Annotated in this window: 12 protein-coding genes; all 12 read right to left on the minus strand. The window is 34.8% G+C overall.

The genetic code is table 11. The features are described from left to right. Positions 1-252: 252 nt before the first annotated feature. Complete coding sequence (locus AC4MRQ_RS21425; protein ID WP_491199769.1) at positions 253-681, minus strand: DUF1801 domain-containing protein; 429 nt, start codon at positions 679-681, stop codon at positions 253-255. 213 nt (positions 682-894) lie between these two features. Then, positions 895-1,506, minus strand: a complete 612-nt coding sequence (locus AC4MRQ_RS21430) for a carbonic anhydrase (protein ID WP_491199770.1) — start codon at positions 1,504-1,506, stop codon at positions 895-897. A 69-nt stretch (positions 1,507-1,575) separates the two neighbouring features. Next, positions 1,576-3,132 carry a SulP family inorganic anion transporter gene (locus AC4MRQ_RS21435; protein ID WP_491199771.1) on the minus strand — a complete coding sequence of 519 codons (1,557 nt, stop codon included), beginning with the start codon at positions 3,130-3,132 and terminating at the stop codon, positions 1,576-1,578. A gap of 113 nt (positions 3,133-3,245) precedes the next feature. Then, positions 3,246-3,956: a dipeptidase PepE gene (gene pepE / locus AC4MRQ_RS21440; protein ID WP_491199772.1), complete on the minus strand. Its 711-nt coding sequence runs from the start codon at positions 3,954-3,956 to the stop codon at positions 3,246-3,248. 192 nt (positions 3,957-4,148) lie between these two features. Beyond that, positions 4,149-4,718, minus strand: a complete 570-nt coding sequence (locus tag AC4MRQ_RS21445) for a transposase (protein WP_491199773.1) — start codon at positions 4,716-4,718, stop codon at positions 4,149-4,151. 66 nt (positions 4,719-4,784) lie between these two features. Continuing rightward, complete coding sequence (locus tag AC4MRQ_RS21450) at positions 4,785-6,041, minus strand: ABC transporter permease (protein WP_491199774.1); 1,257 nt, start codon at positions 6,039-6,041, stop codon at positions 4,785-4,787. Between the two features lie 655 nt (positions 6,042-6,696). Further along, on the minus strand, positions 6,697-8,973 hold the full coding sequence (locus AC4MRQ_RS21455) for a tetratricopeptide repeat protein (RefSeq protein WP_491199775.1): 2,277 nt from the start codon (positions 8,971-8,973) through the stop codon (positions 6,697-6,699). Further along, entirely contained in the window at positions 8,927-9,799 is an 873-nt protein-coding gene (locus AC4MRQ_RS21460; RefSeq protein ID WP_491199776.1) for a hypothetical protein, read from the minus strand. Before AC4MRQ_RS21460 ends, AC4MRQ_RS21455 begins: the two co-directional genes overlap by 47 nt. Further along, positions 9,789-10,511, minus strand: coding sequence for a hypothetical protein (locus AC4MRQ_RS21465; protein ID WP_491199777.1), 723 nt, complete (start codon positions 10,509-10,511; stop codon positions 9,789-9,791). The genes AC4MRQ_RS21460 and AC4MRQ_RS21465 overlap by 11 nt, the downstream gene beginning before the upstream one ends. Before the next feature lie 112 nt (positions 10,512-10,623). Then, complete coding sequence (locus AC4MRQ_RS21470) at positions 10,624-11,094, minus strand: 3TM-type holin (protein ID WP_491199778.1); 471 nt, start codon at positions 11,092-11,094, stop codon at positions 10,624-10,626. After that, complete coding sequence (locus AC4MRQ_RS21475; RefSeq protein WP_491199779.1) at positions 11,091-11,609, minus strand: glycoside hydrolase family 108 protein; 519 nt, start codon at positions 11,607-11,609, stop codon at positions 11,091-11,093. The genes AC4MRQ_RS21470 and AC4MRQ_RS21475 overlap by 4 nt, the downstream gene beginning before the upstream one ends. A gap of 346 nt (positions 11,610-11,955) precedes the next feature. Beyond that, positions 11,956-12,294, minus strand: a complete 339-nt coding sequence (locus tag AC4MRQ_RS21480) for a LytTR family transcriptional regulator DNA-binding domain-containing protein (protein ID WP_491199780.1) — start codon at positions 12,292-12,294, stop codon at positions 11,956-11,958. Positions 12,295-12,797: the final 503 nt, after the last annotated feature.

A 12,797-nucleotide genomic window follows, 5' to 3' on the forward strand; every position in this document is an offset into this window, starting at 1 on the left:
GCCGTGCCTTTCAGATGAACCATTGTCCTCAAAAGCGGGTGCAAAATAACAGAGAGTTTTTTTAATATCCAAATGTCTGATTCATGTTTTTCGCATGACAATTATCAGGTTTAGTAATACTGTATTGAATACTAGTTATTTCTGAATGCAAAAAACTTTAAGCTTTTCGAATATTAATTGTGGAATATTGTTGTGAACTACTCCCGTCTTTGATATAAATCCTGAAAACATTTTATGCACTGGTACTATCAATCACTCCTGGTTTCTAGTCCTATTTCTTTGGTGTGCTTCAATGGTTGCCATAATTAGTTCTTCGAGAACCTCCATATCGACATCGCTTAGTTTATTAATATATAAGCAACCTTTGCCGGTTTTGTACTTGCCTAACTTATCGAGCAAATGTTGAACTTTATTGAAACCATACATTAAGTATACGGTGAGGCTCTGTTTCCGTGGCGAGAATCCGGTAATAAACCAATCGCCGGTTCGACCACTTGCGTACTTATAGGTATAGTTTCCAAAACCCACAATGGACTCTCCCCACATCACGGGTCTACATTGCGTTAGTTTCTCCATCAGCTCAAGAATAACCATACTATCCTCACGGCGTTGATCGTGCTCTACGCCTTTGATAAATGCCCGAGCATCAGCTGTTGTTGCTTTTGTTTTGTTTTCAGCCATAATGAAAGTAGATTGTTAGGTTATATCAATAATGAAGTATCAAGTACTGAGTACAAAGTACCAAGACATTTTCATGATGTAAATTAACATATTTGACAAGACGCATAAAATCAACACTCTATGTACTTCTATCAATTGAACTAACAAGCATGAATAAAAAAAGGTTGTCCCAATAATGAGACAACCTAAAGTGAGCTAAAATTACTCAATGTGTTATTTTGTGTTCATATCATCAGGATGAATCTCTTTAAGAGAATTCAGTTCGCCTGTGGATATATTGAAAATCCATCCATGAACAAACAAACGCTGACCTTTGGCCCAGGCATCTTTTATAATATCCATCGAAGCCAGCTTATCGACTTGTTTGATAATACTTAATTCAGTCAGGCGATTCAGTTTTTGTGTCTCATCCCCAATATTTGCAATCTCAGCTTCATTGGCGTCTAAAGTTTGTTTGATATCGTCAATCCACTTAGTCAGGTAAGGGTCTTGCAAACCATCGAATGCTGCTTTAACACCACCACAACTGTAATGTCCTGCCACCACAATGTGTTTTACTTTGAGATAATCGACTGCATAACGAAGAGATGCCATAAAATTTTCATCATCTTCTTTAACGAGGTTCGCTACATTGCGATGCACAAATAACTCGCCCAGTTTACTTCTTGTTATCATTGTTGGTGACATGCGACTATCTGCACAACCTATCCAGAAATACTTGGGTGATTGCCCCAATGACAAGTTTTTAAAATAATCTTCGTCAACATTCTTTATTGTTTGAACCCAAGCTCTGTTTGCCAGGAATATTTGATCGTATGATTTCATAATAATAAGTATCTAGATGTTAGTATTAAGTATCAAGACTATTTACATGATATACAATAGTCCATGAAATTATGCTACTTCTTTCCTGAACATCGGAATTGCAGCTGTTTCACTTTTCTTAATAGTGACTTTGATATTGTTTTGCTCAGCTGTAGACGAACAGAAATCCTCAACAGCGGCAAGTATATCATTATCTATAAAATCAACTTCGGTTCCATCAATTAATAAATTGATATCCTTTGGTAAATGCTGCAATGTTCTGCGCAATTGTGCTTTATTAAAGAAGTAGAGGTTACGCGATACCTGAATCAAGTAATTATTCCCAACATTGGACAGAACGATACCTGAGCGGAAGTTAGACTTCAGAACGAAGATAAAGCCAACTATAATTCCGAAGGTAATTCCCTTTAACAAGTCTGTCAGCAAAATAACAATAATGGTTGCAAAGAAAGGTACGTATTGATTTACTCCTTTTTTGATAGCATCCTTGTATATCGATGCTTTATTCAACTTCAATCCGACATGTATCAGTACAGCAGCTAAAGCCGACAAAGGTATATAGTTAAGGTATGGCGCAAAAAACAACACACTTAATAATAGTAGAACCCCGTGAAATACAGCTGAGAATTTCCCTTTACCTCCTGAGTTAACATTAGCCGAACTACGTACGATTACTGCAGTCATCGGGAGACCACCAACTAAACCAGCCAACATATTACCCCATCCCTGAGCTTTTAATTCCTGATTCGGACTTGCAATTCGCTTGGCAGGGTCAAGCTTGTCGGTTGCATCGAGACTTAAAAGTGACTCTAAACTACCAACAATGGCAATAGTAAAGGCTACTACCCAGACATCTGTATTGGTAATTTCACTGATATCAGGAAAACGCAACTCACTGATTAAAGAACTAAATCCATTCATTTCAGGTAAGGAAACAAGGTGTGTTGCTCCTAAAGCCAACGATGGTGCTGCGGCTTTAAATATCTCATTTAGAACAACTCCTAAAACGACTACTAACAGTGGCCCGGGAATCAGTTTTAGTACACTATTGTTCTTAATAGCTTTTGTATCCCAGAATAATAAAATTCCCATTGACAAAACACTAATAATTACTGCTCCGGGAAGGATACCAGCCAACATAAAATATAATGCAGAGAAGGTATTTTGACCGTATTTATCTTCAAATGCAGCTGTATCAATGCCTGCAAGATCATATCCAAAAGCATGCGGAATTTGCTTTAAGATGATACTTAATCCAATAGCTGTAAGCATCCCGGTAATTACTGATGATGGGAAAAAGTGCCCGATAATACCGGCACGTGCATAACCCAAAACCAATTGAATAATACCAGAGATTAATACTGCCAATAGAAAAGTTTCAAATGATCCTAATGTTGCAATCGCCGAAAATACGATTACCGTTAATCCGGCTGCAGGACCACTAACGCTTAATCTTGAATCTGACATAAATCCGATGACAATACCACCAATGATACCGGAGATGACTCCTGAGAATAATGGTGCACCAGATGCCAGTGCAATACCTAAACACAGTGGCAGTGCAACCAGATACACCACCAACCCCGCGGGGATGTCATTTTTGTAAGTTTTAAAAAAATCCTTCATAGCTTCCTAAAATTATAATTATCAGCCCCAGGAAAAGCAAAACATATGCCACTTGGCTGGCTCTTCTGATATTTTATGATAGTTTTACTATTATTAAAGATATCTTAACAATTTTATTCAGACATTAAGAAGCTAAAATCTCCGGCGGGCTGAACTTCGTAGGGTTCTTTGCCATACTGGAACACACGCAACGGCAGTTTTCCTTTATAGCCAATCTGATCATTGATAAATGTAAACATGCATCCTTCGCGCAAGCCTGCCACTGTTGTTTCCTTATTGACCTCCAAGAACTCAAGGATACGCTCTTCGCGCGTTTCACCGCCATGACCTTCTGGGTTTGCATCGAGATAATGCGGGTTGATCTGGAAAGGAATAAGATTGAGTGCATCAAATCCAAGCGGATCGATTATAGGCATATCGTTAGTGGTTTTTATGGTTGGACAAGCCAGGTTTGAGCCAGCACTCCATCCGATATACTTAACACCTGCCAACACTTTTTTGCAAATAGATTCCGTTAATTTGTTATCGTGAATCATGCGAAGCAATTGCCAGGTACTTCCACCCCCAACAACAATTGCCTCAGCATCTTCAACTGCTTTTACGGGATCATCGAAATGGTGAATGGAGACCACATCATGTCCCACTTCGTTGAAGCGGCTTTTAACCTTAGCTTCGTAATTGTCGAATGAGACTGTTACACCAGCATAAGGAATAAACAGGCAATTCACTTTATCTGTACCTAAGAAATTGGCAATATCATGCTTTGGATAATCAAGATAGGCTTCACCAGCCATGGTTGAGTTGGAGATTAAAAGTAAGTTCATGGTGTTAATTATTTATGATGTTAGAAATATATTTTCAGATGTAAGATATTAGATGCATAACACAAGATAAGTTTCTAATGTATTAGTAAAAAGAATAGGTCCTGTTTTGTTTCGAATAATGATTTGAGTGAGTGTTGGATTGGTGATTTGTTGAATGGTTGATTTGAGAAAAGTTACTCTTAAACAGGTCAGCTAAATCTCCAACCAATTGTTTATATCAGCTGTTTCAAGCTTTTGTTTATGATCTTCTTTAAAGCTCTTCTTACAATTGAACCAATTAATCACTTCATCGCGCTTCAGGTTAGTTGGCTTACTGCTTATACATGTCAAGTAACTACTCCATCCATATTCTATAGGGTGAGCGCAAAATCCATGATGAACCGGATTTTGGTGAATGTATATAACTAATTGCTTATAATAGCCGGGATTATCTATTATTTTTCTCTTAAATGGACGTTCAAATAATGCACCGCGACGCTCATAAAATTTATTGAAGGCTTTTGAATAGGCATTGAATAAGTTTGAAAAGTACTGATGAACTGGCTTTGCATTATTTTCTTTTTCTTTTATTCTCAATAACAGATGAAAGTGATTAGGCATTAGAACCCAGGCATAGGTATCTGCAATTGGTTTAATATATCTTTCATAAAGATTGAGAAAGTAATAATAGTTCTCCTCCTTTTCAAAAAGATTACAACTATTGATTCCGCGATTATAAATATGATAGTATGCACCAGGAATAAAAGGTTCGATCTTTTGCATTTTTATTTATTTAGACCTGACAGGTTTTCAAAAACCTGTCAGGTCTATTAATATACAAAATCTATTCTACACTGCATTAATGGCCTCAACCGGATCCATCCTTGAAGCTTTCCAGGCAGGGATATAACCTGATACAATACCAATAAATGATGAAATACCTATTCCTTTAAAGATATTGATGAGTGTAAGGGCCATTTCTGTTTCGGAAGCAATAGCAATTGAAAGGGCTATGCCAAAGATGATCAAGAGACCGGCCAATCCGCCCAATAATGACAGAACTGTGCTTTCAATAAGGAATTGCATCAGTATAAACTTACGTTTGGCCCCTAATGCTTTCTGGATACCAATAATGCGGGTACGCTCCTTAACAGAAACGAACATGATATTGGCTATACCAAAACCTCCAACCAATATGGAGAAACCACCGATAAACCATCCGGCCAGATCAATAAAATCAAAGAGGCTATCGAAATTTTTCTGGATGAGACTGATGCGATTCAGGGCAAAATCGTTGTCACCACTTGGTTTAATACGCCGAATGGCGCGCATCACTCCTGTTAATTCATCAACCATATCATCAGACGTATAGCCTTCCTTACCCTTTACCAATATCATTGGGTTGACTGATTCACTGCGCAGATTAAACAGGTTGCGGGCATATTTAACGGGGATGATCAAATTTTTATCCAGACTATTGCCAAAAATATCGGACCCCTGACGCTGTATTACTCCAATAACCATTAGTTTGCGCCCCATCATCTTAACGCGTTTACCAATCGGATCGGCTCCCTGGAAGAGTTCGTCAGCTATTTCAGCTCCAATAATGGCAACGGCCATACCACTATTACCTTCGTAAGGTGAAAAGTATCGTCCCTTAGCAATTTCAAAGGTCCAGATGGCATCAAAATCTTCTGAAACGCCCATTACGGCCACATTATCGTAGGAGTTGTCTTCGTGTTGCAGCATTTTTTGCGAAGACATCACATATGAAACAGCTTGGGTAATTTGAGAGCGTCGCTTGATTTGTTCGTAATCATCTAGTGAAGGAACTTGCCGGTTCATATAGCGCCACCAGGGATATTCACTCTCTCCTTCGGGTGGTGTCCATGGCCATTTTTGAATGTATACCACATTATTACCCAGCGACTCAATACTCTCACGAACCTGCTTCTCCAGAAAATCGATTAAAGTAAAAACGGATATAATAGAAAAGATACCTATGGTAACGCCTGATAGTGTTAATATAGTACGCAGCTTATTGGTGCGTAAGGCATTAACGGCAAATAAAAAACTCTCTCTGAAAAATTTATAGACCAGTATCATGGGTTGGTTGTGTTTGAGAAAGCAAGATAGGAGAAAAAGTGTTTAGTGCAAAGTTGGCAGTGAAAGATGAGTATTTATGATGGAGCTGGCCTAAATCCGGAAGGTATTGGAGAGCCGTTTATTTGGTAATTTATGTTTTGTTGAGTGAGACTATTTTCTTAATGTTAATATTGTTCCTAACAATTCACCAGTAATTTGACTGTTCCTCTTAATGGTTTTGGTATTTATGTCCACCTCAAAGAACACAATTCTAAAATCCTTGCCAACTTTATAAATGGAGATGACAAGTAGTCAACTTCCTTCAAAATATTGTAAAACACATCAGCTTCTTTCTTGTCATAAATCCACAGCGCTTAATATTAGGTAAGGACATCATGTACCATTGAAACATAAAGTGAGTAAGGTGCAATATCTTCTTTTCAGAACCAATGAATTTTATCATCACATATTTCCCATGTAATGTCTCACAAGTTAAACTTTGATGTACATCTACCCTAAATATTATCCTTTGTCACAAAGCCTTTTACAGTAATGGTTTCATTCTAATCCATAAAGTATATCGCCTGATAGGTATACTCAATTTGATGACAACCTTCTAAGGCTTATGCTTCACTGTGCATACTCTTTCACATTTAAAAGGTTTCCACTCTTTATTCTATATATTCCCGAGCTCCTCTAATTTAGTAACTAAGTGGACTAAATCGGATTCCAATTCTGAGTCAAAATTATTCTCGACCCATGATCTGAATAAACCAAAATACCAATTATATGGTTTACCACCTTTTTGGATACTTTTTTCTATTCTATTTACTAATTTTTCTTCTAATCTTTTTTCAACAATTGCAATATTGCCTATTTGTATCAAATCCAATATAATACCATCTCTTAATTCTTGATCTGTTATAAGTCTATCATTAGCCACCTCTTCATATATCTCAATGGAACGTTCAGGATAGCCATTGATTAACAAACCTTCACATAAATCGAGTATAACTTGTTTGTTATTTTTATCAAGATCATATGCTTTTTGTAAATATTCTAATGCCAAGTTTGATTTATTGAGAAAACTATAGGTATTACCAATTATAAAATTTGCATCTGCCCTTTCAGGATTATGCTGAAGATGTTTTTTGATATACTTGATTATTTCTTCTCCATACTCTTTCTCATACTTACAGGTACATGAATCAGCTAGAAATGCAGTCCTGATAGATAGGGCAAAATTATAATAATCAATAGATTCATCATAATAGCCAGATTCAAGATTAAAATTAAAAATTTCTATTGCCCTGCTTAGATTGTTATTTAGCAGATAAACCAATATTTGATGGTCTACTAAATAGTCAAATTGGTAATATTTCTGGGATTCTTCCATATACTTCAGCGCACTCGCATAATCGTCTTCCATCATCATGCCTAAAGACATTTCAATCAATGTACTCGCTATATAAAAATTATAATCGATTATTTTTTCTGAATCCAAATGCTTTGCCTTTTTCAAGTTTACTACTGCTTGTTCAAACTGATTTGTGGCCTGCTGTGAAAAAGCCAAAAAAACAAAGACATTTGCATTTGTTGTATCAATATCTTTAGCTTTATTCAGATTACTCTTTGCTTCTTCATATTTCTCGTTATAATAGTTTGAAATGCCCAACATTTCCAATGACTTAATTTCATTTGGCCATTTTCTAATAGTTCTTTTCGCCAAGTTTAAAGCTGATTCATACTCGCCTTGATTTATATATAAATTATATAGATTAATGAAATTATCAATTTTTGAAGAGTCTATTTCTAAAGCCATTGAGAACTCTTGTCTGGCTTCTTCAAATCTACCCATTTCAAGATAATTATGTGCTATTTTCGTATGTAGGTCTGAAGAGTTATTATTAATGCTTTGTGCTTGTAATAGATAAAAGTTAGAAATACTTGGTAGTTTTTTTTCAGCATAAGTATCACCAAGATTTATAAAGTCGTTAAATACTTCTCCAGTTTGTAAATATGGATTAAAATTCCAGTCACTATTTTTTTTTACAACATTTTTAAAAAAGTTATTTGACCGGAACACTAATTGATCTATAAATGGGATATTACCATAATAACCTTCAGAAATTTCATTCAATTTAAGTGAAGCTTTAGTTGTGTCATCTTTTATATAATAAAAATCTGGGCTAATTTTGAGTTTATTCTCCCTGGTCTGCTCCATAACACCGACCAACAACCCATCAATATCTAATTCACTTACAATTTCTTCATTCTGAATACTACTCCCATAATATTTAATTGCTTGCTCCCAAGGTATAATTTGAAATCCCAATTGATTATCAATACTTGTTGTTAAATCTGTAGTCAATTTGCTATAGTATTCAAAATAAAATGACTTTTTATCAATTCTTTTAGGACTTTTCCAAATAATTGCAACTTTCTTTTCATTCGAAGCCCTTAATAGTAAATCATCAATTGATATGGAAATGTTTTTACTTAAATTTGATAACCCCAAATATGGATTATTTAAATCCCCTACAAAAACCTCTAAATGCTTTGTTCTCTTGTGTCTTGAAAAAAACAAATTAACTTTAACTTCGTATGAGTTTTCGTAAAGTGCATAAGATCCATAAACTATTACATCTGGGCTAATTGAATCCACATAAATCTGATTCCATTTGGAAAAATTATAGTTCTGATCTGTCTTTTGCCAATAATCATATTCCTGGTTTAAGAGTGATAGTTGTAAAATACTCTCGAAATCCAATTGAATTGTAGAATGAAACAATCTTTTATCAGTTCGATCAAACTTACTAAACATTAAAGATATTTTATCTCTTGATTGAGCTGACATATTCTTAGGCATACATAATAATGCCATTAAAATATAAAAAGGCAAGATCTTAGTGATTCTTACGTTCCAGTTTCTCGATGCATTTTTGTATTTCATTTTTTATATAGTCAAATTGTTCATAAATATCATCTTTATTTAATCTTCTCACGGTAAACTGCTCCATGTCATCCCATAAATATATTTGAAAAGAGGCTTTACCAATCCCCTCAACTTGTTTATCAAAATCATAAAGTTGACCTTTCAATGTGTTTTTATCTTCTATATTTATTGGATTATATAGGATACAATACTTAGCACTCAATGTACCATCATTTAATAATTTGTATACGAGCGATTCTGTAAATCTTTTAACGATAAAATGCTCAATTGAAGGATCAAAATCAAAATCATGAACCAATATGGTACTCTTAAAAGTGCCATGCTGTTTGAAAAAGATGAGTTCATCAATCACCTCTCCACTAATATCCCTTATCATGGTTCGATTATTTTTAACTAACCTAACAAATTCTGTATTAGGGACCTTTTTAAAATTTGCATCATATAAAGAACACTTCAAAAAAAACCAATCATTCTCTTTAATAACATCAGATACCAAATAAAAATCAATATTTTGAGTAGTTTTTAAGTAATAATTCCTTCTAAACGATTCATCATATTTCGCTTTATTCCAGTGTCTCCGTATCCCTTGATTTGCAAACTTCAACTTTGTGTTATTTTTCAAATCTTCATTCATCCAATTAACAATACTCATTCTTACTGCGTCATTTTCTAAATCAGCATGAAGTCTTACTAAATAGAAATCAGAACCATAACTATCAGACTGAGAAAGCAATGTATAAGAATTAAATACTAGTATGATAACGACAATTAAATATCGATAATTCCACATTGCGATTATTATTTTTTGTTTATCAATGTCCATTTTTTCTTCTTAACTTTTTACACTTGTTAATTTCTGATCGGACGGTAATAAGATCTTGTTTTTCATGATCATTTAACTCTTTTTCATAATCATCTAATTCTTTTTCTGATCTTTCAATAAGATTATCTAACCAATATAAATCTTTTCTCTTCAGAGGTAGTTTTTGGATTGTGATAAATAAGTTCTCTAACGGTCCTAAATATATTTCTACCCCTCCACTTGGGTTTAACCTTTCAAATAGTCTATCTAATTGAAAATCTATTTGCTTCCTAACTTCTTTATTATTAACCTTAAATATTTCAACTATCAAATCGATAATATTATATAGCATTACTTTATCTTCGGGGCTTGTCTGGTAAAGTTGAAACAGTAATACTTTTAGTGAATTCTCTTCATAATAACTTAATAGAATCATTGAACGAAGTTGTATCAATTTTGATTGAGAGTCAAGATTATCAACTAAATTAATCATATTTTCATTCAATTCGTATTGTAGCTTATTATTACTCTCAACAAGAAAATTATTTAACGGGATGATTATTCCTATTATTGCAGCAATAACACTTATAAGGGACAAAATGCTACCCATCCATCGCTTAATTCGATTATGCGCGATTTGTTCATTTAAAGTATTTTTTGACTTCAACTCTTCTGTGAGAGCAGTTATATGATCAATCTCTGTTTGAATTTTCTTTTTCTCAAGTTCTTCCATATTCTATCTTTTGCTTAGCATTATGGCGTTTTATTTCGGACTAGAAGATTGTTATTTTATTATCTGCAATTAATAACCTTATTCATTACATATAATTTCGACATTAATAAGTTTAATTATTCTTTCCTTTAAAAAACCCACCTAAGAAGCCATTTCGTTGTTTATTCTTCTCTCCTGAATTGCTTAAGGAATCTGAATTCACTTTTCTTATTTTTTCAACTGTACGCGCAGCACCCAAACCAAGCATACCCAATAAGATTGTCATGAGTTGTTCCATTTGCAATGATGGTAGGCTAGGCACATCTTCATGGCGGATAGCTAAGTAGTACTCTATTAAATCTTTAACAATGAAATTATATAAGAGAGCGGTGCCACAAACCCATCCAATAAAAGGACGCCAACCTGCAACAAACATTGATTTATGAGAAGCCTCAATTTTATTAGTTTCTATTTGTCCAATATTTTCATCATGTTCAATCTTTCTTACATCAAAAGCTATTTTCATTTCCTCTTCTTTCGAGGTGTGCAGCTCATCAATAGTATTAACTACTCCACTTACTATTTTTCCTATTGGTAATGTCATAACGATAAGGTCTTAAATGCCCGGTTAAGCCAGCCATGAAGAAATTCTTGTTGAGTTCTGTTTCGGGCCACTATAGCATTATAGCGAGCCACCTTGCCTATAAAAAAAGCCTGAACAAAAGTTTGCTCATCATAAGCATTAATAGCATTTAGGGTAATGGAGCCCAAGCCACCATCAGGTGTAACATCAACAATACGTTGTGCAATTTTAACAGAAGTACCTACTCCGGCATTTACACCAAAATCAAAAATGTTATAGGCAATTAAATCACTATCAATATCATCCAACCTAGCTTTGTTCCAATATTTTTGTTTGTATAGTTCTTTAACCATACGGGTAACTTCAGGATCATCTTTACGTCCTGATTTTACTAAACTCCAGCCAGGCCAGTTCGGATTATAGGTTTCAGCAATGCCGGCAAAAGTCCATCCTCCTGAATCATGCTCTACTTTATGCAAAACAAAGCCACCTTCATTTTGCATGGTCTTTCTAAATGCTATTTCAAAATTTGCCATTTAAGTAATCATCTTAATGTTTTCATTTTTGTTAATTCCTCATAAAACCAACCAGTGTCCCCGACAATTGCATTCAATCATAAAAGCAAACCTCACGAAAGTGTAGCCTTGCTCATCCATCATCTAATATTGATGTCGGCGGCATTTTTCTTAATAATCTATTAGTAACCTTCAATTGATCTGCATCTGCCAGATGACGTTTACTATGTACTTGAAACATATTGCATCACAACAACCGGGTCTGATTAATGATAACCCAATTTATCACGCAATAATAAAAGATGCCAAAGTCTGGTTTATTTTAGTGATTAAGTGGTCGGATTTTTAAGATAAGTGGTAGTTGAGATTATTTTACCAAGGTAAAATGTATTTTCATTTGGCTAACCAGTTGAGGAACATTACGGCGGGTAACGGTAAAATTACGTCCGTTGTCCATGCTTACCATTTGGTTGTGCTTGTAGTAGGCAGTTACGTGTTTTACATTAATGATGACATTACGGTTAACCCGGATGTAATGACCAGGGAGGTGTAGCTGAAATTCTTTTAGCGATGTGCAACAGATAATTTTGGTGTCGTTGGTCATTTCAATGGTAGTCGCACCATCCATGTAATGCATGTGTGATACTAGTTCCAGGTCTACTTTTCGGAGTTGCTGACCTATATCAATAAAAATACTGTTATTCACGGTTTGGTTGCTTTGCGGTTAACTTAAAGCAAATTAAGCATATCATTACCTAATTGCAAGATGTAATATGTAGTTTTATTGTTAAGGTGTTATTTATATTACTTCTGTTTGATCTTATAATGGAGGAATTGGTGCATGGTGGCAAGTCGGTGTGGATGCTGACAATGGATTTGAAGTAATTATGGATCGATTGACATTTTTGCGGAGAGAAGTTTTTACTCACGACAGGTAAAAGTTCCGATCGAGCAACTACTGCAATTTCAAAGCAATCAAAATACATCAAACACATTCCTACCTTGCCTTCGGCGACTTACTTTTTCCTTCAGGTGAATTAAAGCGAAGCGGCAATCGTGAACTACTTATAAACATCATTCTTTGTGAACAAAAACTAAGGAAAAACCCCGTTGGCTGCAGCAGTCATTGACCCACTATGCATTCATTTCGGAAAAGATTTATTACATGATTATTGCTCCATTCAGCATTATTCAAACAAGTTTGATACT

The sequence above is a fragment of the Carboxylicivirga sp. genome (genome assembly GCF_982718395.1).